This is a genomic window from Nonomuraea glycinis, from assembly GCF_035920485.1.
GTDB classification, from domain to species: Bacteria; Actinomycetota; Actinomycetes; order Streptosporangiales; family Streptosporangiaceae; genus Nonomuraea; species Nonomuraea glycinis.
On the sequence record NZ_CP109166.1, the window covers coordinates 8,320,400 to 8,340,483 of the forward strand.

19 protein-coding genes are annotated in these 20,084 nt (G+C 71.0%); 9 read left to right on the top strand and 10 right to left on the bottom strand.

The genetic code is table 11. The annotated features are described in order from the left end of the window. Positions 1-1,488, top strand: coding sequence for a glycosyltransferase family 39 protein (locus OHA68_RS39120; RefSeq protein ID WP_327104735.1), 1,488 nt, complete (start codon positions 1-3; stop codon positions 1,486-1,488). A gap of 211 nt (positions 1,489-1,699) precedes the next feature. Here OHA68_RS39120 and tyrS read toward each other — a convergent pair whose 3' ends face one another. Further along, positions 1,700-2,965, bottom strand: coding sequence for a tyrosine--tRNA ligase (gene tyrS / locus OHA68_RS39125; RefSeq protein WP_327104736.1), 1,266 nt, complete (start codon positions 2,963-2,965; stop codon positions 1,700-1,702). 84 nt (positions 2,966-3,049) lie between these two features. On the opposite strand from tyrS, the gene OHA68_RS39130 reads away from it, so the two are divergent. Further along, positions 3,050-3,451 (top strand): PH domain-containing protein, encoded by a 402-nt coding sequence (locus tag OHA68_RS39130; protein WP_327104737.1) that lies wholly within the window; start codon positions 3,050-3,052, stop codon positions 3,449-3,451. Here OHA68_RS39130 and OHA68_RS39135 read toward each other — a convergent pair. From OHA68_RS39135 to argC, 9 genes are all read right to left on the bottom strand, one after another. Then, entirely contained in the window at positions 3,391-4,107 is a 717-nt protein-coding gene (locus OHA68_RS39135; RefSeq protein WP_189143765.1) for a DNA-3-methyladenine glycosylase, read from the bottom strand. The two genes, OHA68_RS39130 and OHA68_RS39135, sit on opposite strands and share 61 nt — an antisense overlap. Continuing rightward, positions 4,089-5,486, bottom strand: a complete 1,398-nt coding sequence (gene argH / locus OHA68_RS39140) for an argininosuccinate lyase (RefSeq protein WP_189143793.1) — start codon at positions 5,484-5,486, stop codon at positions 4,089-4,091. The genes OHA68_RS39135 and argH overlap by 19 nt, the downstream gene beginning before the upstream one ends. 68 nt (positions 5,487-5,554) lie before the next feature. Beyond that, positions 5,555-6,754 carry an argininosuccinate synthase gene (locus OHA68_RS39145; protein ID WP_189143764.1) on the bottom strand — a complete coding sequence of 400 codons (1,200 nt, stop codon included), beginning with the start codon at positions 6,752-6,754 and terminating at the stop codon, positions 5,555-5,557. 52 nt (positions 6,755-6,806) lie between these two features. Further along, complete coding sequence (locus OHA68_RS39150; protein ID WP_327104738.1) at positions 6,807-7,313, bottom strand: arginine repressor; 507 nt, start codon at positions 7,311-7,313, stop codon at positions 6,807-6,809. Beyond that, complete coding sequence (gene argF / locus OHA68_RS39155) at positions 7,310-8,230, bottom strand: ornithine carbamoyltransferase (RefSeq protein WP_327104739.1); 921 nt, start codon at positions 8,228-8,230, stop codon at positions 7,310-7,312. Before argF ends, OHA68_RS39150 begins: the two co-directional genes overlap by 4 nt. After that, complete coding sequence (locus tag OHA68_RS39160; protein ID WP_327104740.1) at positions 8,227-9,393, bottom strand: acetylornithine transaminase; 1,167 nt, start codon at positions 9,391-9,393, stop codon at positions 8,227-8,229. The genes argF and OHA68_RS39160 overlap by 4 nt, the downstream gene beginning before the upstream one ends. After that, on the bottom strand, positions 9,390-10,265 hold the full coding sequence (gene argB, locus OHA68_RS39165; RefSeq protein ID WP_189143760.1) for an acetylglutamate kinase: 876 nt from the start codon (positions 10,263-10,265) through the stop codon (positions 9,390-9,392). Before argB ends, OHA68_RS39160 begins: the two co-directional genes overlap by 4 nt. Beyond that, positions 10,262-11,413: a bifunctional glutamate N-acetyltransferase/amino-acid acetyltransferase ArgJ gene (gene argJ, locus OHA68_RS39170; protein ID WP_327104741.1), complete on the bottom strand. Its 1,152-nt coding sequence runs from the start codon at positions 11,411-11,413 to the stop codon at positions 10,262-10,264. Before argJ ends, argB begins: the two co-directional genes overlap by 4 nt. Positions 11,414-11,480: 67 nt before the next feature. Beyond that, positions 11,481-12,503, bottom strand: coding sequence for an N-acetyl-gamma-glutamyl-phosphate reductase (argC, locus tag OHA68_RS39175; protein WP_327104742.1), 1,023 nt, complete (start codon positions 12,501-12,503; stop codon positions 11,481-11,483). A gap of 226 nt (positions 12,504-12,729) precedes the next feature. Here argC and OHA68_RS39180 point away from each other — a divergent pair, with 226 nt between their 5' ends. The 7 genes from OHA68_RS39180 (at position 12,730) to OHA68_RS39210 (ending at position 19,990) form a co-directional block, all read left to right on the top strand. Then, positions 12,730-14,391 carry a class I adenylate-forming enzyme family protein gene (locus OHA68_RS39180; RefSeq protein WP_327104743.1) on the top strand — a complete coding sequence of 554 codons (1,662 nt, stop codon included), beginning with the start codon at positions 12,730-12,732 and terminating at the stop codon, positions 14,389-14,391. A 172-nt stretch (positions 14,392-14,563) separates the two neighbouring features. Continuing rightward, positions 14,564-14,752, top strand: a complete 189-nt coding sequence (locus OHA68_RS39185; protein ID WP_189143792.1) for a DUF5999 family protein — start codon at positions 14,564-14,566, stop codon at positions 14,750-14,752. Between the two features lie 2 nt (positions 14,753-14,754). Next, positions 14,755-15,216: an ATP-binding protein gene (locus tag OHA68_RS39190; protein WP_327109613.1), complete on the top strand. Its 462-nt coding sequence runs from the start codon at positions 14,755-14,757 to the stop codon at positions 15,214-15,216. Positions 15,217-15,354: 138 nt separating this feature from the next. Further along, positions 15,355-17,697: an ATP-binding protein gene (locus OHA68_RS39195; RefSeq protein WP_327104744.1), complete on the top strand. Its 2,343-nt coding sequence runs from the start codon at positions 15,355-15,357 to the stop codon at positions 17,695-17,697. Positions 17,698-17,785: 88 nt separating this feature from the next. After that, complete coding sequence (locus OHA68_RS39200; RefSeq protein ID WP_327104745.1) at positions 17,786-18,190, top strand: hypothetical protein; 405 nt, start codon at positions 17,786-17,788, stop codon at positions 18,188-18,190. Positions 18,191-18,224: 34 nt separating this feature from the next. Beyond that, complete coding sequence (locus OHA68_RS39205; RefSeq protein ID WP_189143754.1) at positions 18,225-18,581, top strand: nuclear transport factor 2 family protein; 357 nt, start codon at positions 18,225-18,227, stop codon at positions 18,579-18,581. A gap of 92 nt (positions 18,582-18,673) precedes the next feature. Beyond that, complete coding sequence (locus OHA68_RS39210) at positions 18,674-19,990, top strand: MFS transporter (protein ID WP_327104746.1); 1,317 nt, start codon at positions 18,674-18,676, stop codon at positions 19,988-19,990. The last annotated feature ends 94 nt before the right edge of the window (positions 19,991-20,084 follow it).

The following is a 20,084-nucleotide window of genomic DNA, read 5'->3' on the forward strand; positions in this document are numbered from 1 at the left end:
GTGACCAGTACCGCCACGCTTGCCCCACCCATCACCCCTGCCACACGTCCGTCCAGGTCAAGCCCATGGTGGGCGGGTCTGGCGGCCGGGGCGGTGGCGTTCAGCGGAACGGGCGCTTCCACCCTCAACGGGGACGAGATCGCCACGATCAGCGCGGCCACCCGGTCACTGTCCGGTCTGTGGGAGCTCGCGCAGCACATCGACGGTCACTTCCTGCCCTATTACGTGTTCATCCACTTCTGGGCGATGGTCAGCACGGCGGAGCTCTGGTTGCGGCTGCCATCCGCGATCGCGATCGCAGTGGCCGCGGGGTTCCTGGTCGAGCTGGGCCGAAGGCTGCACAGCACGCGAGCGGGGGTGACGGCCGCCGCGCTGTTCGCCGTACTGCCCTCGGTGTCCTATTACGGGGCCTTCGCGAGGTCGTACTCCTTTGCCGCCGCGGCGGTGGTGGTCTCGTTCTGGGCGCTGCATCGGACCGTCGAGTCGCCTGCCGCGCGGCGCTGGGTGCTGTACGGGGCGAGTGTGGCGCTGGTGTGCTGCACGCACCTGTTCGCGGTGCTCGTCCTGCCCGCGCAACTGCTGGCCGCCGCGGTTCTGCTGCCGCGCCGGACGCTGCTGCTGCGGATGCTGCCCGCCCTCGCCGTCGGCGGCGTGCCCGCCCTGGTGCTGGGCTTGGTGGGGTACGGCGAGCGGCACGCGATCAGCTGGATCCCCCAGCGCGGTCCTGACGTGCTGCTGAAATTCCCGAAGATGGCGGCGGGCGCGACCGAGCCCGGGGTGCTGCTGTTCGCCGTGGCGCTGACCGGGGCGGTGCTGCTGTGGCTCGCGTCGCGCGGCTCGCGCACCGCCGGCCGGATCACCGTGGATCGGCCGTGGCTGGTGGCGCTGCTGGGCTGGCTGCTCCTGCCGCCGCTGCTGCTGCTCGCGGTCTCCCATCTGGTGACACCTGTGTACGTGGACCGCTACCTGTTCGTCACCGCCCCGGCGCTGGCGCTGCTGGCCGGGCTGGCGGTGGCAGGGCTGTTCCGTGGCCGCTCGGCGGTGGTGGCGTGCTGCGCGCTGGTGCTGGTCGCGGGCGCCGCCGGGGTGCCGCAGCAGCTGGAGGTACGGGAGGTCAACGGGCGCTTCGAGGACATCCCGTGGGCGGTGCGGAAGATCGACACCCGGCCGGGGGACGCGATCGTGTTCGGTCAGAGCGCGGTGCGGTCCAGGTTCGACTACTACGGTGACGACTCGATGCCCGACGACGTGCTGCGCATGAGGTCGGCACCGGAGCCCGACGGGTTCGGATACCCCGAGCGTGACGATGTGGCCGAGGCGCTGGCGGGGCGCGAGCGGGTGTGGGTCGTGTGGCGCGGCGCCAAGTCCGCCGGGCCTCGGTTCGACCGGGTCAAGGCGCTGCGTGAGGCGGGCTTCACGCAGGAGGCGGCGTGGCACTCGGCGGATCTGCCCGGCCTCACGGTCGCGCTCTACACCCGGCCCCAGTGAGTCGGCACGACAACGCCAAGCCGTTCCGGTGAACTGAGACCGCCGACCAGATCCTTGATCGCATCTGCCGCTCCTGCGAGCGAATCTCATGGCGAGCCCCGTACAGCAAAGACGCCCGGCTGCACAGAGCACCCGCGACAGCGAGGCCCGTACACGAGAAATACAGACGGCAGCGGGCCCTCCCCTAGGGGAGGGCCCGCTCGCGTCAGGGTCAGCCGACCTCGACGCCGCCGATCGACTTCTTGCCGCGTCGCAGCACCATGAACCTGCCGTGCAGCAGGTCGTCGGCGGACGGCGTGTGGGTCTCGTCGGTGATCTTGATGTTGTTGAGGTAGGCGCCGCCCTCCTTGACCGCTCGGCGGGCCGCCGACTTCGACTCCACCAGGCCGCTGTCGGCCAGCAGGTCCACGAAGGTCGCGCCGAGCTCGGGCACGGTGGCCTTGGGCACCTCGGCGAGGGCGGCCGCCAGGGTCGAGGCCGGGAGCTCGTCGAGCGAGCCCTGGCCGAACAGTGCCTTGGACGCCGCGACCACCGCGGCCAGCTCGTCCGAGCCGTGCACCAGCGTGGTCAGGTCCTCGGCGAGGGTCCGCTGGGCCTCGCGGGCGAAGGGCCGGTCGGCGACGGCCTTCTCCAGCACCTCGATCTCCTCCCGGTCGCGGAAGGTGAACACCTTGAGGAAGCGGACGACGTCACGGTCGTCGGCGTTGAGCCAGTATTGGTAGAAGGCGTACGGCGAGGTCAGCGCCGGGTCGAGCCAGACCGCGCCGCCCGCCGTCTTGCCGAACTTGGTGCCGTCCGCCTTGGTGATCAGGTGGCCGGTCAGGGCGTGCACGTGGGCGCCCTCCACCCGCCTGACCAGGTCGACCCCGGCGGTGATGTTGCCCCACTGGTCACTGCCGCCGACCTGCAGGGTGCAGCCGTGGCGGCGGTAGAGCTCCAGGTAGTCGTTGGACTGCAGGATCTGGTAGCTGAACTCGGTGTAGCTGAGGCCGTCACCGCCGAGCCTGGCGGAGACCGCCTCGCGGGCCAGCATCCGGTTGACCGGGAAGTGCTTGCCGATGTCGCGCAGGAAGTCGATGGCCGACAGCTCGGCGGTCCAGTCGAGGTTGCTGACCAGCTCCGCCGCGTTGGGCGAGGATTCGAACGACAGGAACTTCTCCACCTGCACCCGGATCCTGGACACCCACTCGGCCACCACCTCGGAGGTGTTGAGCGCGCGCTCGGTGCTGCGCCCGCTGGGGTCGCCGATCAGGCCGGTGGCCCCGCCGACCAGGCCGATCGGCCGGTGGCCGGCGCGCTGGAAGCGGGTCAGGATCAGCAGCGTGGCCAGATTGCCGACGTGCAGCGACGGCGCGGTGGGGTCGAAGCCCGCATAGACCGTGATCGGACCCTTCGACAGCGCCTCGCGCAGGGCGTCGATGTCGGTGGTCTGCGCGGTCACGTCGCGCCATTCGAGCTCATCGAGAATGTCGGTCACGGTGCTGGCTCTCTGATAGAGGTTGACTGGTTACAGCGTGCCCGATCGCGCCGGGTGACCGCTACTTGGATAGTCTCGGTCAGCATGTGGAAGGTCCGTCGCGAGCTGGCTGTTTTCAAGATCTTAGGGGCTCTGGCATGCGCCGGGCTCGCCGCCTACTGGTATGTGGACGGCGACGTGCGCGGGGTGATCCTGGCGGTGCCGGCCACCGTGCTGGTGGGGGCGATGGGGGTGCGGGATCTGCTGGTGCCGGTGCGGCTGTCGGCGGACCCGAGCGGCATCACCGTGGTGCGCGGCTTCGCGGGCAGGCGGCACGTGCCGTGGGAGGCGATCGAGGACGTCAAAGTGGACGTGCGCAGGAGGTTCGGGCTGCGCAGCGAGATGCTGGAGATCGACACCGGCGACGACCTGCACATCTTCAGCCCTCACGATCTGGGCGCCTCCCCCACCGAGGTGGCCGCGGCGCTGCGCCGCCGTGGTGCGTGAGCCTTGTAGGGCGACACCGTCGGGTCGCCCTCGATCCAGAACCGCCAGGGCGTGTCCCTGGCCGTCGAGACCCCGGTCCGCGGTCCTGACCTGATCGCGGCGGGCTCCGGCGGGCGGCCTGCCAGCAGCACGACCGAGCCGGCGGGCAGGCCGGTCAGCGAGCCGTGGCCGTTCAGCGCCTGCGGGGAGCCCTCCCAGATGGCGTCGAGGCCGTTGTGCTCGCGCAGCAGCCCGAGCGCCACCGCCAGCCGGGCCGGGCCGCGGGCCAGGTCCCGGTCGGGCAACGTCTGGCCGCCCGAGCGGCGGGCGCGGGCCACGGCGCCGCCCGCCACCACCTCGCCGGCCCGCATCAGCACCCCCGACCCGTGGCCCTCAGGCAGGCAGACGACGTTGGCGCAGAAGTGCATGCCATAGGTGAAGTACACGTAGAGGTGTCCGGGCGGGCCGAACATGACCGCGTTGCGTGGCGTCTTGCCGCGGTAGGTGTGGGCCGCCGGGTCCTCGCCCGGACCGCCGTACGCCTCGACCTCGGTGAGGCGTACGGCGACATCGCCGTGCACGAGCACGCGCCCGAGCAGCTCGGGCGCGACCTCGTGCGACGGCCTGTCGAAGAAGGCGCGCGGCAGCGGCGCGGAGCTCAGGAGCCCGCCGCCCATGCCGCCTGGGCGTCGACGGCCTCGCCCAGCGCCACGAGCTGGTCGCGGACCCGGTCCGGGGCGGTGCCGCCGGGGGCCTTGCGCGCGGCCAGGGCGCCCGGCACGTTGAGCACGTCGCGGACGTCGGGTGTGAGGTGCGGTGAGACCTTGGCCAGCTCGTCGTCGGTGAGGTCGCCGAGGTCGGAGTCGTTGACCTGGCACCACACCACCAGGTGGCCGACTGCCTCGTGCGCCTCGCGGAACGGCACGCCGCGGCGCACCAGCAGCTCGGCCAGGTCGGTGGCCAGCGCGAAGCCGTCGGGCGCGGACTCCTGCATGCGGGCGGTGTTGACGCGCATGGTGGCGACCAGCCCGGCGACGGCGGGCAGCACCAGCAGCAGCGTGTCGACCGAGTCGAACACGGGCTCCTTGTCCTCCTGCAGGTCGCGGTTGTAGGTGAGCGGCAGGCCCTTGAGCGTGGTCAGCAGCGCCATGAGGTTGCCGATGAGGCGGCCGGACTTGCCGCGGGCCAGCTCGGCCACGTCCGGGTTCTTCTTCTGCGGCATGATCGACGAGCCGGTGGAGTAGGCGTCGTCCATCTCGATCCAGCGGAACTCCTGCGAGGCCCAGAGCACGATCTCCTCGCCCAGCCGCGACAGGTGCATGCCGATCATGGCCGCGGCGAACAGGAACTCGGCCGCGAAGTCACGGTCGGAGACCGCGTCCATCGAGTTGGCCGCCGGCGCCGAGAAGCCGAGCTCCTCGGCCACGGCCTGCGGGTCGAGCGGCAGCGACGAGCCGGCCAGCGCGCCCGCGCCGAGCGGCGAGATGGCCGCGCGCTTGTCCCAGTCGGTGAGCCGGTCGATGTCGCGGGTGAAGGCGTGCACGTGCGCGAGCAGCTGGTGGCCGAAGGAGACCGGCTGCGCGTGCTGCAGGTGCGTCATGCCGGGCGCGGCGGTCTCGGCGTGCTGTTCGGCCTGGGCCATCAGCGCCGTTTCCAGCTCGACCAGGCGGGAGACGATCGTGCGGGCGTGGTCGCGGAGGTAGAGGCGCAGGTCCGTGGCGATCTGGTCGTTACGGCTGCGGCCGGCGCGCAGCTTGCCGCCGAGCGAGCCGAGCCGCTCCAGCAGGCCGCGCTCCAGTGCGGTGTGCACGTCCTCGTCGGCGACCGTCGGCCGGAACTCGCCCGCCTTGCAGGCGCGCTCCAGGTCGTCGAGCGCGCCGATCATGCGCTCGAGCTCGCCGCCGTCCAGCAGCCCCGCCCTGTGCAGCACGCGGGCGTGCGCCCTGGACGCGGCCAGGTCGTACGGCACCAGCCGCCAGTCGAAGTGCACGCTCACCGATAGCCGGGCCAGCGCGTCGGACGGGCCGCTCTCGAAGCGTCCGCCCCACAGCCGCATCGGCTTGCCATCACTCACCAGTGTCTCCTCAAACTTCCCCACGACGTCCTCCGCGACGATAGTGCAACTCAGCCGTGCTTGGCGTCGCGCGCCGCTGCGATCTTGGATGGCAGGCTGAAGAGCTGCACGAAGCCCTTGGCCAGGGATTGGTCGAAGGTGTCGCCGGTGTCGTAGGTGGCGAGCGAGAAGTCGTACAGGGACTGCTCGGAGCGCCGGCCGGTGACGGTGGCCCGGCCGCCGTGCAGGGTCATCCGGATGTCGCCGGAGACGTATTTCTGGGCGTCGGCGATCAGCGTGTCGAGGGCCCGCTTGAGCGGCGAGAACCACAGGCCGTCGTAGACGAGCTCGCTCCAGCGCTGGTCGACGCCGCGCTTGAAGCGGGCCAGGTCGCGCTCGACGGTGACGGCCTCCAGCTCCAGGTGCGCGGTGATCAGCGCGATGGCGCCGGGCGCCTCGTAGACCTCGCGGGACTTGATGCCGACCAGCCGGTCCTCGACCATGTCGATGCGGCCGACGCCCTGCGCGCCCGCGCGCTTGTTGAGCTCGTCGATGATCTGGTACGGCGTCAGCGTCCGGCCGTCGATCTTGACCGGGACGCCCTGCTCGAAGGTGATGACGAGCTCGTCCGGCTCGCGCGGGACGGCGGGGTCGGCGGTGTAGGCGTAGACGTCCTCGGTGGGGCCGTTCCAGATGTCCTCCAGGAAGCCGGTCTCGACGGCGCGGCCCCACAGGTTCTGGTCGATGGAGAACGGGTTCTTCTTGGTGGTCTCGATCGGCAGGCCGCGCTGCTCGGCGAACTCGATCGCCTTGTCCCGGGTCCAGGCGTAGTCGCGGGCCGGGGCGACGACCTTGAGGTCGGGGGCCAGCGCGGCCAGGCCGGCCTCGAAGCGGACCTGGTCGTTGCCCTTGCCGGTGCAGCCGTGGGAGACGACCGTGCCGCCGAACTGCTTGGCGGCGGTGACCAGGTGCTTGACGATGAGGGGCCTCGACAGCGAGGACAGGAGAGGGTAGCGGTCCATGTAGAGGGCGTTGGCCTGGAGCGCGGGCACACAGAAGTCGGCGGCGTACTCCTCCTTGGCGTCCACCACCACGGACTCGACCGCGCCGCAGTCCATGGCGCGCTTCTGGATGACCCCCATGTCCTCGCCGCCCTGGCCGAGATCCACCGCGACGGCGACGACCTCGGCGTTCATCTTCTCGGCGAGGAAGGGGATGGCGACCGAGGTGTCGAGGCCCCCCGAGAACGCTAGAACTACTCTCTCCGTCATTTCGTGATCTCCATTACTAAAGTCTGAAATTTCGCCTTAACGCCCTTGTGGGCTAGGTACGTCGGTCAGCCACCTTCAGCAGGGCCTCGGCCACGGCCTGTCCGCCCTGCGGATCGCGGCTGATGACCAGAATCGTGTCGTCGCCCGCGACGGTGCCGAGAATCGACTCCCAGTCGGCGTGGTCGATGGCGGAGGCGAGGAACTGCGCGGCGCCCGGCGGCGTCCTGGCGATCACCAGGTTGGCCGACGCGTCCGCGCTGACCAGCAGCTCTTCCGCGATGCGGTGCAGCCGGGCGGCCGGCGACTCGCCGGTGCCCAGCCGCGCCAGCCGGATCCGGTCGCCGCCCTCGCCGGGCAGCGCGTAGACCAGCGAGCCGTCCTCGGCGCGCAGCTTGAGCGCGCCCAGCTCGTCCAGGTCACGGGAGAGCGTGGCCTGAGTGACCTCGACGCCGCTCTCGGCGAGCAGTTTGGCCAGCTCAGGCTGGGAGCGTACGGCCTGCCGCTCCAGCAGGTCGGTGATCTTCGCCTGCCGGGCGACCTTGGTCATCGGGAGGGTCATGTCCGGCTCACCAGCCAGTGCAGCAGCGCCTTCTGCGCGTGCAGCCGGTTCTCCGCCTGGTCCCACACCACACTCCGCGGACCGTCGAGCACCTCCTCGGTGATCTCGTTGCCCCGGTAGGCCGGCAGGCAGTGCAGCACGATCGCTTCCTCCGCGGCGTGCTCCAGGAGCTCGGAGTTGACCTGGTAGGGCATGAGCGTCGCCACCCGCTCCTGCTTGCCGTCCTGGCCCATCGACACCCACGTGTCGGCGGCCACGACGTGCGCCCCCCGTACGGCCGCCGCCGGGTCCGACAGCGAGAGCACGGAGCCGCCGGTCCGCGCGGCGATGGCCGCGGCCTGGTCCAGGATGACGGCGTCCGGCTGATAGCCGGCCGGGGCGGCGACGCGGACGTGCATCCCGGCGGTGGCGCCGCCGAGCAGGTAGGAGTGGGCCATGTTGTTGGCGCCGTCGCCGACGTAGGTGAGGGTCAGCCCGGCCGTCCTGCCGAGCCGCTCGCGCACCGTCTGCAGGTCGGCGAGGATCTGGCAGGGGTGGAAGTCGTCGGTGAGCGCGTTGACCACGGGCACGGCCGAGTGCGCGGCCATGGTGTCGATCAGCTGCTGGCCGCCGGTGCGCCAGACGATGGCGGCGACCTGCCGGTCGAGCACCCGGGCGAGGTCCTCGACGGGCTCGCCCCGGCCCATCAGCGTCGAGACGCCGTCGACGACCAGCGGCAGGCCGCCGAGCTCGCCGATGCCGACGTGGAAGGAGACCCGGGTCCTGGCCGACGGCTTGTCGAACAGCACCGCGACCGTCTTGGGCCCCTCGAACGGGCGGTAGCCGTAGCGGTCCTTCTTCATCGCCGCGGCCAGGTCGAGCACCTCGGCCTGCTCAGCGGGCGAGAGGTCGTCATCGCGCAGGAAGTGCCTGGTCATCCGGCCGCCTCCGTGAGGATCCGCGGGAACGCGGCGACGAACGCGTCGATCTCCTCGTCCGTCACCACCAGCGGCGGCGCGAGTCGTACGGCGTCCGGCTGCAGCGCGTTGACCAGGAAGCCGGCGTCGGCGGCGGCCTGCTGCACCTTGCCGGAGACCGGCTCGCTGAGCACCGCCGCGAGCCACAGGCCGCGCCCGCGCACGCCCTTCAGCAGCGGATGGCCGATCGCCTCCAGCCCGCCGCGCAGCCGCGCGGCGGCCGACCGTACGTGGTCGAGGTCCACATGATCGAGTACGGCCAGCGCGGCGGCGCACGAGACCGGGTTGCCGCCGAAGGTGGAGCCGTGGTCGCCCTTGTCGAACAGCGTGCCCGCGTCGCCGAAGCCGATGCACGCGCCGATCGGCAGGCCGCCGCCCAGCCCCTTGGCCAGGGTGAGGATGTCCGGGGTGAAGCCGTCGGCCTGGTGGGCGAACCAGTGGCCGGTGCGGCCGATGGCCGACTGGATCTCGTCGGCCACCAGGAGGGCGCCGGTGGCGTCGCAGATCTCGCGGGCCGCCCTCAGGTAACCGTCCGGCGGCGGGACCACGCCCGCCTCGCCCTGCGTGGGCTCCAGGAAGACCGCGGCGCACTCGCCGGTGACGGCCGCCTTGAGCGCGTCCGCGTCGCCGTAAGGGACGAACCGGACGTCCGTCGGGAAGGGGCCGAACTGGTCGCGGATCGACGCCTTGCCGGTCAGCGACAGGGCTCCGAGGGTGCGGCCGTGGAAGCCGTTCTCGGCGGCGACCAGGTAACTGCGGCCGGTGCGCTTGGCGTACTTGAGCGAGAGCTTGAGCGCGGCCTCGTTGGCCTCGGTGCCGGAGTTGGCGAAGAAGACGCGGCCGGGCGCGTCCAGCAGGCCCAGCAGCCGCTCGGCCAGCAGCACCTCCGGCTCGTGCAGGAACAGGTTGCTGGTGTGCGCGATCGTGGCGACCTGCTTGGCGACCGCCTCGACCAGCGCCGGGTGGGCGTGGCCGAGCGAGGTGACCGCGATGCCGCCGATGAAGTCGAGGTAGGGCTTGCCGTCGACGTCCCACACCCGGGTGCCCTCGCCTCTGGCAAGGGCCACCGGCGGGACGCCGTAGTTGGGCATGAATGCCTGCTCGAACCTGTCGTAGAGGCTCATGAGGGCATCACCATGGTTCCGATTCCTTCGTTGGTGAAGATCTCCAGCAACAGCGAGTGGGGCACCCGGCCGTCGAGCACGTGCGCCTGCGGGACGCCGCCCTGGACCGCGGTCAGGCACGCCTCCATCTTGGGCACCATGCCGCTCGACAGGCTGGGGATGAGCCGCTCCAGCTCCGCCGCGTTCAGCTGGTCGATCAGTTCGGTGTTGTCGGGCCAGTTGGCGTACAGGCCCTCGACGTCGGTGAGGACGACCAGTTTCTCCGCGCTCAGCGCCACGGCGAGGGCGGCGGCGGCGGTGTCGGCGTTCACGTTGAAGACCTCTCCGTCGACGCCGCGCGCCACGCTGGAGACCACGGGGATGCGGCCGTCGGCGATCAGGGCCTGGACCGCGCCGGGCTCGACCTTGACGATCTCGCCGACCTGGCCGATGTCGACCGGACTGCCGTCGACCATCGCGCTCTTGCGCTCGGCGGTGAACAGGTGGGCGTCCTCGCCCGACAGGCCGACCGCGAACGGGCCGTGCCGGTTGACCAGGCCGACGATGTCGCGGTTGACCTGGCCGACCAGCACCATCCTGACGACCTTCATGGCCTCCGGGGTGGTGACGCGCAGGCCGGCGGTGAAGGTCGACTCGATGCCGAGCCGGTCGAGATGCTCGCTGATCTGCGGGCCGCCGCCATGCACGACGACGGGCCGCAGACCGGCGTAGCGCAGGAAGACGATGTCCTCGGCGAAGCCCTCCTTGAGCGCCTCGTCGGTCATCGCGTTGCCGCCGTACTTGATCACGATGGTGGCGCCGTGGAAGCGCTCCAGCCAGGGCAGTGCCTCGATGAGCACGCCCGCCTTGGCGTGTGCGGTGCCGGCCCTCATGAGGAGTACGCCGAGTTCTCGTGGACGTAGTCGGCCGTCAGGTCGGTGGTGTGCACGGTCGCCGTGTGCGGACCGGCCGACAGGTCGACGGTGATCGTCACGTCGCGGGGCCGCATGTCCACCTTGTCGCGATCGTCGCCGACCGCGCCGGCGCGGCAGATCCAGATGCCGTTGATGGCCACGTTGAGCCGGTCGGGCTCGAACTCGGCGTCGGTGGTGCCGACGGCGGACAGCACCCGGCCCCAGTTGGGGTCCTCGCCGTGGATGGCGCACTTGAGCAGGTTGGAGCGGGCGACCGAACGGCCCACCTTGACCGCGTCGTCCTCGGACGCGGCGCCGACGACCTCGATGGCGATGGCCTTGGAGGCGCCTTCGGCGTCGACGAGGAGTTGCCTGGCCAGGTCGGCGCAGACCTCGGTGACCTTCTGCTCGAACTCCGCGATATCGGGCTTGATCCCGGAAGCGCCGCTCGACATCAGCAGAACCGTGTCGTTGGTCGACATGCAGCCGTCGGTGTCGAGCCGCTCGAACGTCTGCGCGGTGGCCCTGCGCAGCACCGCGTCGAGCTCTTCCGCGGTGAGGTCGGCGTCGGTCGTGATGACGCTGAGCATGGTGGCCAGGCCGGGGGCGAGCATGCCCGCGCCCTTGGCCATGCCGCCCACCATGTAGCCCTCTCCCCGCTTGAAGGAGATCTTGGAGACGGTGTCGGTGGTGCGGATCGCGTCGGCGGCGGCCAGGCCGCCGTCCCTGGAGAGCTGCGCGGCCGCCACCTCGACGCCGGGCAGCAGGTCGTCCATCGGCAGCCGCTCACCGATCAGGCCGGTCGAGCAGACCGCGATCTCGCCCGCGGAGTCCTCGATGACCTCGGCCACCTTCTCGGCCGTGGCGTGCGTGTCCTGGAAGCCCTCCGGGCCGGTGCAAGCGTTGGCGCCGCCCGAGTTGAGCACGACCGCGCGCAGCCGGCCGCCGCGCAGGACCTGCTGGGACCAGAGCACCGGGGCGGCCTTCACGCGGTTGGCGGTGAAGACTCCGGCGGCCGCGCGGTTCGGGCCGTCGTTGACGACGAGGGCCAGATCGCGGGAGCCGCCCGCCTTGATGCCGGCGGCGATGCCCGCGGCCCGGAAGCCGAGAGGTGCGGTCACGCTCATGCGGCCTCCTTCGCCGACCGCCAGGGTGTCACGCACCTGTGCTTGCTGATGGATGGGCTGCGCTTGCTCACGGAGCAACTCCTGTCAGGGGGAGGCCGAGCTCTTCCGGCAGGCCGAGGGCGAGATTGGCGCTCTGGACAGCGCCTCCGGCCGTGCCCTTGGTGAGGTTGTCGATGGCGATGACGGCGACCACGCGGCCGGCGCGCTCGTCGAGCGTCACCTGCACGGCGGCGGTGTTGGCGGCGTAGGTCATCGCGGTGGCGGGCCAGGTGCCTTCCGGCAGCAGCCGCACGAACGGCTCGGCCTTCAGTGCCGCCTCGTAGGCGGTCCTGAGCGACTGCCGGGTGACGCCGGGCTTGGCGGGGGCCGAGCAGGTGGCCAGGATGCCGCGGCTCATCGGGGCCAGCGTCGGGGTGAACGACACCCGCACCGGCGTGCCCGCGGCCAGGCTGAGGCCCTGCTCCATCTCCGGCGTGTGGCGGTGCGTCCCGCCGACTCCGTAGGCGCTGACCGAGCCCATGACCTCGCTGCCGAGCAGGTTGGTCTTGAGCGAGCGGCCGGCGCCGCTGGTGCCGCTGGCGGCCACGACCACCACCTCCGGCTCGGCCAGGCCGTGCGCGAAGGCGGGCAGCAGCGCCAGCAGGACGGAGGTCGGGTAGCAGCCCGGCACCGCGATGCGGGTGGCGGCGCGCAGCACGTCCCGCTGGCCGGGCAGCTCGGGCAGGCCGTAGGGCCAGGTGCCGGCGTGCTCGCCGCCGTAGAACTCCTGCCAGGCGGCGGGGTCGGCGAGCCGGTGGTCGGCTCCGCAGTCGACGACGAGCGTATCCTTGCCCAGCTGTGCGGCCACGGCCGCCGAGTGGCCGTGCGGCAGGGCCAGGAAGACCACGTCATGGCCGGCCAGCGCCTCGGCGGTGGTCTCCTGGATGATCCGGTCGGCCAGCTGCGGCAGGTGGGGCTGGTGGGCGCCGAGCGCGCTGCCCGCGCTGGCGGCCGCGGTGAGCGTGCCGATCTCCAGCTCGGGGTGGCCGAGCAGGAGGCGGAGCAACTCGCCACCCGCGTAGCCGCTGGCTCCGGCGATCGCCGCTCTCATCAGACCTCCTGCATGTTCATGCATCCGTGCTCATGTTCTTGCTTATCGATGATGCCCTCCAGCGGGTGCACATGCAAGCCGATAGCGCCGAGTGTCCAGATGTCGAGACGATGTCAGAGTCCGCAATTCCCACTCCCACCGGCCGTGAAGACAATCTGGCGTCACGTACTTACCGGTCGGTACTGTGATTTATCCGACAGTCCTTAATTGCCGGGAGTGCTACGCAATGACGCTTTCGCACGATGAGGTCCAGGCCAAGCTCACCGCCCCGGGCGAGCTGTTCGAGACCGTGGAGCTCGGCGACACCGGAATACGCACCTGGAAACACGCCCCCACCGACCTCCGTGCCCTGCTCGGCATCAGCAGGTTCCACGGCGACAAGATCTTCCTGGTCTACGAGGACGAGCACCTCACCTTCGAAGAGCACTTCCGGCGCGTCGCGACCCTGGCCGGCCGTCTCATCGAGGACTACGGCGTGACCAAGGGCGACCGGGTGGCGATCGCCATGCGCAACTATCCGGAGTGGTCGATCGCCTTCTCCGCCATCCTGGCCTGCGGGGCCGTCGCCGTACCGCTCAACGCCTGGTGGACCGAGCCCGAGCTGGCCTACGGGGTGAGCGACTCAGGGGCCAAGGTGCTCATCGCCGACGGCGAGCGCGCCGTACGGCTCCTGGGGACCGGCGTGCCGCTGATCGTCGTCAGAGGCGAGGCGCCGGCGGGCGCACGGACACTCGGCGACGTGCTGGGCGAGGTCAGGCCCGACGTGACGCTGCCCGAGGTCGACCTCTCCCCCGAGGACCCGGCCACCATTTTCTACACCTCCGGGACCACCGGGCACCCCAAGGGCGCGCTCGGCTCGCACCGCAACCTGGGCCAGTCGCCCATGACGGTCGCCTACGGGCTGATGCGGGCCGTGACGATGGCGGGCCTGGACCCCGCCCAGGCGGCCGCCGTACGCAGGGTGACGCTGCTGGCCGTGCCGCTGTTCCATGTCACCGGCTGCTTCTCCGCGCTGACCACCACCATGTTCACCGGCGGCGGCCTGGTGCTCATGTACAAGTGGGACGCCGGCAAGGCGCTGCGGCTGATCGAGCGGGAACGGGTCACCACGATGATCGGTGTGCCCACCAACGCCTGGCAGCTCATGTCGCATCCGGACTTCGGCTCCCATGACCTGTCGTCGCTGACCACGCTCGGCTACGGCGGCGCCCCCGCGCCGCCCAAGCTGCTGGAGCGGATCACCGCGAACCTGCCCGGCCGGGCGCCCTCCAACGGCTACGGCATGACCGAGACGACGGCCCTGGCCATCGGCAACGCGGGCGGGGACTATCACGGCAGACCCGACAGCATCGGCCGCCCCACGGCCGTGGTGGACGTGCGGGTCGTCGGCCCGATGGGCGCGGAGCTGCCCCCTGGCGAGGTGGGCGAGCTGTGCGTACGCGGGCCGAACGTCATCCTGGGCTACTGGAACAAGCCCGAGGCCACCGCCGGGACGTTCGTGAACGGCTGGCTGCACACCGGCGACCTGGCCCGGATCGACGAGGAGGGCTTCGTCTACATCGTCGACCGGGCCAAGGACATGGTCATCAGGGGTGGCGAGAACGTCTACTGCGCCGAGGTCGAGGCGGCCCTGTTCGAGCATCCGGCGGTGGACGACGTGGCGGTGATCGGCGTACCGCACGACGAGCTCGGCGAGGAGGTGGGCGCGGTGGTCCGGCTGACACCGAGCGCCACCGCCACCGAGGAGGAGTTGCGGACCTTCCTGACCGGCCGGATCGCCGCGTTCAAGATCCCCGAGCACGTCTGGTTCCGCGACACCGACCTGCCGCGCAACCCGGGCGGCAAGATCCTCAAGACGCACCTGCGCCGGGAGATCCTGGGCGGCTGACGACCCCGACAACCCGCGCGGTTTCTTGGGATCCGCGCGGGTTTGCGCATTTTCCGGGGCTACCTAGGTAATACGAATATAGGTAGTGACACAGGGATTTATCACCTTCTACGTGTGTATGGGGAGTGGAGATCCTGGGTAACTCAGTGGCTTCACCCGGAGAGGGAGAATGATGTGCCAGCACCACCCGACGTGTCCGCCGGCGGACGCCCCGGACCATGAGGCCGCCCGGCTCGTGGCCTACCACCCCGAGCAGGGCTGGGGGCTGCTCTGCAACGGCGTCGTGTCCTTCGACGACACCGGCGAGTTGCTGCCGGACGGTCAGGCCGTGCCCGCCGGCACCGTGCAGGGCGCGGCGTGAACATGGTCGTCCAACGACTGATGCCGGCCGTGTGCGGGAACCGTACCAAGATGGCGTCGTGGACGTTCCCGCCCACCGCCGTCTCCGTGCGCAGGGCGCGGCACGAGGCCCGCACGCAGATGGAGCGCTGGGGGCTCGGCCGGCAGGGTGAGGTCGTCAAGCTGCTCGTCAGCGAGCTGGTGACCAATGCGATCCGGCACGGCCGCGGCCAGATCCGGGTCACCATGTCCGTCGAGGACGGGGTGCTGCGGTGCGGGGTCGAGGACGAGAGCGCCGAGCCGCCCCGCATGCGTCACGTGGGCTGGGACGCCGAGCGGGGCCGGGGGATGCACTTGGTCGACATGCTGGCCTGCCGCTGGGGCAGCGCGCACACCCGCCTGGGCAAGGTCGTCTGGTTCCAGCTGGCCGTGAAGGCCCCCAGCACCTGCTGGGAGACCGTTCCGAGGCCCGCCGATCACTTCTGAGCCTTGAGTCACGCGATGCCCAAGAGTAGTTGCCGCTCCTTTGACCTGCGAGGACGCATCCTTCTCAAGAACCGGGCATAACGGTTATGGACCGCCGTTCCTCATGAAAGGAGCGGCCCTCCCGGCATTAAGGCATCCATGACTGCGGTGACAGCGAGCTCTACCCGCCGGCGGCGGGTGAACAGGCTGCCCGCCGAGATGACCAGCTTCGTGGGGCGCCGCCACGAGGTGGCCGCCGCCAGGAAAGCTCTCGGTGAGTCACGCTCGGTGACGCTGACCGGCGCGGGCGGGGCCGGCAAGACCCGGCTGGCGCTGCGGGTGGGCGAAGAGGTGGCGCGGGCGTTCAGGGACGGCGTGTGGCTGGTGGAGCTTGCCGCGCTGGACGACGCCGGGATGCTCGGCCAGACCGTGGTCGAGGCTCTGGAGATCCGCGGCCCCTCGGCCCGCGACCCCCTGTGGGTGCTCATCGACCACCTGCGGGACAAGCAGGCCCTGCTCATTCTGGACAACTGCGAGCACCTCGTCGAGGAGTGCGCCGTACTCGTGGAGAAACTGCTGCGCGCCGCCCCGGGAGTACGGGTCCTCGCCACCGGCCGGCAGGCGCTGGGCATCGCCGGCGAGCAGACGCTGACCGTGCCGACGCTGCCGCTGCCCGCGACCGGCGAGCCCCGCGAGTCGCTCGACGCGCTCCTGCGGTACGACGCGGTACGGCTGTTCGCCGAGCGGGCCCGCGCCATCCTGCCGACCTTCGCCGTCACCGAGGAGAACCGGGACGTGGTGACGGCCATCTGCCGCCACGTCGACGGCCTGCCGCTCGCGATCGAGCTGGCGGCCGCCCGGCTACGGGCGCTGTCGGCCCAGCAGATCCTCGACCTGCTCGACGACCGCTTCCGTCTGCTCACCGCCGGGTCGCCGGCCGTGCTCCCCCGCCATCAGACGCTGCGCGCGCTGATCGACTGGAGCTACGAGCTGTGTTCGCAGCAGGAGCGGCTGCTGTGGGAGCGCGCCGCCGTGTTCGCGGACGGCTTCTGGCTGTCGAGCGCCGAGGAGGTGTGCGCGGGTTCGGGCATCGCCCGCGAGGAGGTCGTCGACCTGGTGATCGGCCTGGTGGACAAGTCCATCCTGATCCGGGAGGAGCATCAGCAGGACGTGCGCTACCGGATGCTGGAGACGATCCGCCAGTACGGTCGCGACCGGCTCACCGCCTCCGGCCAGGAGAGCACGCTGCGGCGGCGGCATCGCGACCACTACCAGGCCCTGGCCGCCCGGGTGCGCTCGGAGCTGTTCGGGCCCGCGCAGGTGTCCTGGTTCACCCGGCTCCACCTGGAGAACGCCAACCTGCGCACCGCGCTGGAATACTCCTTCGGCGAGACCGGCGAGACCGGGGCCGGCATCGACATGGCCACCGACCTGCTCTACCACTGGATCACGAGCTGTTACCTCGGTGAGGGCCGGCGCTGGCTCGACCAGGGGCTGGCCGCCTACACCGAGCCGGATGAGATACGCGCCCGCGCGCTGTGGACCGGCGCCTGGCTGGCCATCCTCCAGGCCGACACACCGGCCGCCACCTCGATGCTGGACGAGAGCCGAAGCATCGGGGAGCGCCTGCGCGACGAGTCGATCCTCGGCTACGCGGCCCTGTTCTCCGGCATGATCGCCATGTCCGACGGACGCGCGGAAACGGCGATCAAGCTGTACGAGGACGCCCTGGCCAGGCATGCCGACACCCAGGACCCGGTCGGCCGGGCACTGTCGCTGATCCGGCTGTCTCTCGCCCACTCCTGCCTCGGCAACTTCGCGCTGGCCGACTCCGTGGCCGAGGAGTGCATGGCCGTGTGCGACGCGCACGGCGAAGGCTGGCACCGCGCGTACTGCTCGATGGCGCTGGGCGTGTCGGCGTGGCGGCAGGAGGACCTCGGACGCGCGACCGAGCTGGAGAAGGAGAGCCTGCGCTTCAACCGCTCGCTCGGCGACGCGCTCGGCTCCGGCGTGACCCTGGAGGTGCTGGCGTGGATCGCCGCCGGCCAGAAGCGGTGCCGGCGGGCGGCCCGGCTGCTGGGGTGCCTCATGACGGTCTGGCGGTCCACCGGCGCGCCGCTGTCCGGCTACGGGTTCATGGCCGACTATCACGACGGCTGCGCGGCTCGTATCCGCAAGGCGCTGGGCGAGACGGCCTTCGCCACCGCCGTCAGGCAGGGCGCCCGGCTCTCCTACGACGAGGCGCTCGCCTTCGGCCTGGAGGAGGACAGGCCCGCGGTGGAGGAGTCCGCGGAGCCCGCGCCGCTCACCCGGCGGGAGAGCGAGATCGCCCGGCTCGTCGCCCAGGGGATGACGAACAAGGAGATCGCGGCGTCCCTGGTGATCGCCCAGCGGACCGCGGAAGGCCACATCGAGCACATCCTGACCAAACTGGGCTTCAACTCCCGGGCGCAGATCGCCGTGTGGGTCGGCGAGCAGGCCCGGTCCTCCCACGGGACCTGACACCCGGCATTACCTCACGCGTAATCGCGGCGGCTATGCCTCCGGTGGCACCTTGGCGTTGTCGGAAAACGCCCAAAGGAGACGCGAGATGACCGCTCTTACCGTTGCCACCGCCGATCGCACCAGGTTCCTGCGCCTCGTCCTGGCCCTCGACGCCGCCGTCACGGGGGTCAACGGGCTGGCCTACCTCGCCGGCGCCGGTCCGCTCACCGATCTGCTCGGGCCCGACGCCGGCGCGCTGCGCGGGCTCGGGATCTTCCTGCTCGGGTACGCCGCGGCGGTCGGCCTGCTGGCCGCTCGCGGCACCGTCAGCCGGGTGGCCACCATGGCGGTCATCGGGCTGAACCTGGCCTGGGCGCTCGGCAGCGTCGCCGCCGTTCTCACCGGGCTCCTGGAGTTCACCACGATCGGCGCGATCTGGGCCATCGCCCAGGCGCTCGTGGTGGCGGTCTTCGCCGAGCTCCAGATCGTCGGCCTGCGCAGGCTCCGCTGACTTCCGTACCCCTCCTTCGAAAGGCTGAAAAATCATGACTAACCTCATCGAGCGCTACCTGGCCGCCTGGAACGAGACCGACGCCGACGCCCGTGCCAAGGTCGTCGCCGAGGTGTGGACCGAGGACGCCACCTACACCGACCCGCTGGCCGACGTGGCCGGGCACGCCGGGATCGCCGCCGTGATCGAGGGCGCCCAGGGCATGTTCCCCGGCTTCGTCTTCACTCCCGGCGAGGTCCACGACGCCCACCACGGCATCGCCCGCTTCACCTGGCACCTGGGCCCGGCGGGCGAGGAGCCCGTGGTGGTCGGGTTCGACGTGGTGGAGGTGGCCGAGGACGGCCGGATCAGCAAGGTGCTGGGCTTCCTGGACAAGGTCCCCACGGCCTGAGAATCCCGCCCGTAGACCCCCGGCACGCGCCGGGGGTCTACGGGCGGAAAACCATTTGCGCGGCGGGTACGGGCGACCGACAATCGACGTCCGTGCTCAGTCGCATCAGAACCCTGGCAGGTCACCTCGCGCTGGACGTGAGCCCGCTGCGCGACTCGCGCGAGTTCCGGCTGCTGATGGCCTCGGGCGTCGTCACCATGTTCGGCACGTTCATCACCATGGTGGCGGTGCCGTACCAGATGTGGGAGCTGACCGGCTCCTACCTGGCGGTCGGGCTGATGAGCCTGGCGGAGTTCGTGCCCATGGTGGCCTGCGGGCTGTGGGGTGGCGCGATCGCGGACTCGCTGGACCGCCGAAAGATCATCCTGCTGAGCGAGCTGGGGCTGACGATCACCTCGGCGCTGCTCATGGTCAACGCGATGCTGGCGGCCCCCCAGATCTGGGTGCTGTACGTGGTCGGCGCGCTGGCGACGGGCATCAGCTGCCTGCAGCGGCCCAGCATGGAGTCGCTGATCCCGCAGGTCGTCGCGCACGACCAGCTCGGCGCGGCGGCGGTGCTGACGAGTCTGCGCTGGAACTTCGGCGCGATCGCCGCCCCCGCCCTGGGCGGACTGCTGGTGGCCACGCTCGGCCCGGCCTTCGCCTACGGGCTCGACACCCTCAGCTTCGTGCTGTCCCTGCTGCTGCTCTGGCGGATCTCCTCCAGGCCGCCGGCTCGGGATGCCGCCGCCGCCTCGCTCAGGTCGCTGGCCGAGGGGATGCGCTATGCCGTCGGCCGCAAGGACCTGGTCGGGACCTACCTCGTCGACATCGCCGCGATGGTGTTCGCCATGTCGACCTCCCTGTTTCCCGGCCTGGCCGAACGGTACGGCGCGCTGGAGGCCGTCGGCCTGCTGTATTCGGCGGGCGCCGTGGGCGGCCTGCTGGCCTCGCTGACCGGCGGCTGGACCGCGCGCGTGCACCGGCAGGGCCTGGGCGTGCTCGTGGCGGCGATGCTGTGGGGCGTGGCGGTCGCGCTGGCCGGCGCGATCCCGAACTTCTGGGTGATGTTCGGCTGCCTGGCGGCGGCGGGCGCGGCCGACATGGTCAGCGGCATCTTCCGGATGACCATGTGGAATCAGACGATCCCCGATGAGATGCGCGGCAGGCTGGCGGGCATCGAGCTGCTGTCCTACTCCACCGGCCCGATGCTGGGCAACACCAGGGCGTCGCTCATGGAGCCGCTCGGCGGGCCGCGGCTCTCGCTGGCGGCGGGTGGCCTGCTGTGCGTCGCCGCCGTCGCCGCGCTGGGCGCCGCCCTGCCTCGCTTTCGCCACTACGACGCGCGTACCGACGAGCACGCCCTGGCGGAGCGCGCCCGCCGTGCCGCTCAGCTGACCCCGGAAGTTCGCTCCACGGACAAGGTCTAGTCAGATGTGGGTCCCATAGGACACTCTAATGTCCTGATTTATCACCTAGATCGATGAAAGGCGTGCGAAGAACACATGCGGGCTGCACACGTGG

What these genes read in the sequence shown, in the direction of transcription:
- argB (WP_189143760.1), bottom strand. Translation starts at nt 10,265, where the DNA reads ATGAGGGCCGGCACCGCACACGCCAAGGCGGGCGTGCTCATCGAGGCA.
- OHA68_RS39205 (WP_189143754.1), top strand. Translation starts at nt 18,225, where the DNA reads ATGACTAACCTCATCGAGCGCTACCTGGCCGCCTGGAACGAGACCGAC.
- argJ (WP_327104741.1), bottom strand. Translation starts at nt 11,413, where the DNA reads ATGAGCGTGACCGCACCTCTCGGCTTCCGGGCCGCGGGCATCGCCGCC.
- OHA68_RS39190 (WP_327109613.1), top strand. Translation starts at nt 14,755, where the DNA reads ATGGTCGTCCAACGACTGATGCCGGCCGTGTGCGGGAACCGTACCAAG.
- OHA68_RS39150 (WP_327104738.1), bottom strand. Translation starts at nt 7,313, where the DNA reads ATGACCCTCCCGATGACCAAGGTCGCCCGGCAGGCGAAGATCACCGAC.
- argC (WP_327104742.1), bottom strand. Translation starts at nt 12,503, where the DNA reads ATGAGAGCGGCGATCGCCGGAGCCAGCGGCTACGCGGGTGGCGAGTTG.
- OHA68_RS39180 (WP_327104743.1), top strand. Translation starts at nt 12,730, where the DNA reads ATGACGCTTTCGCACGATGAGGTCCAGGCCAAGCTCACCGCCCCGGGC.
- OHA68_RS39160 (WP_327104740.1), bottom strand. Translation starts at nt 9,393, where the DNA reads ATGAGCCTCTACGACAGGTTCGAGCAGGCATTCATGCCCAACTACGGC.
- OHA68_RS39135 (WP_189143765.1), bottom strand. Translation starts at nt 4,107, where the DNA reads ATGGGCGGCGGGCTCCTGAGCTCCGCGCCGCTGCCGCGCGCCTTCTTC.
- OHA68_RS39195 (WP_327104744.1), top strand. Translation starts at nt 15,355, where the DNA reads ATGACTGCGGTGACAGCGAGCTCTACCCGCCGGCGGCGGGTGAACAGG.
- OHA68_RS39130 (WP_327104737.1), top strand. Translation starts at nt 3,050, where the DNA reads ATGTGGAAGGTCCGTCGCGAGCTGGCTGTTTTCAAGATCTTAGGGGCT.
- OHA68_RS39185 (WP_189143792.1), top strand. Translation starts at nt 14,564, where the DNA reads ATGTGCCAGCACCACCCGACGTGTCCGCCGGCGGACGCCCCGGACCAT.
- argF (WP_327104739.1), bottom strand. Translation starts at nt 8,230, where the DNA reads ATGACCAGGCACTTCCTGCGCGATGACGACCTCTCGCCCGCTGAGCAG.
- argH (WP_189143793.1), bottom strand. Translation starts at nt 5,486, where the DNA reads ATGCGGCTGTGGGGCGGACGCTTCGAGAGCGGCCCGTCCGACGCGCTG.
- OHA68_RS39145 (WP_189143764.1), bottom strand. Translation starts at nt 6,754, where the DNA reads ATGACGGAGAGAGTAGTTCTAGCGTTCTCGGGGGGCCTCGACACCTCG.
- OHA68_RS39200 (WP_327104745.1), top strand. Translation starts at nt 17,786, where the DNA reads ATGACCGCTCTTACCGTTGCCACCGCCGATCGCACCAGGTTCCTGCGC.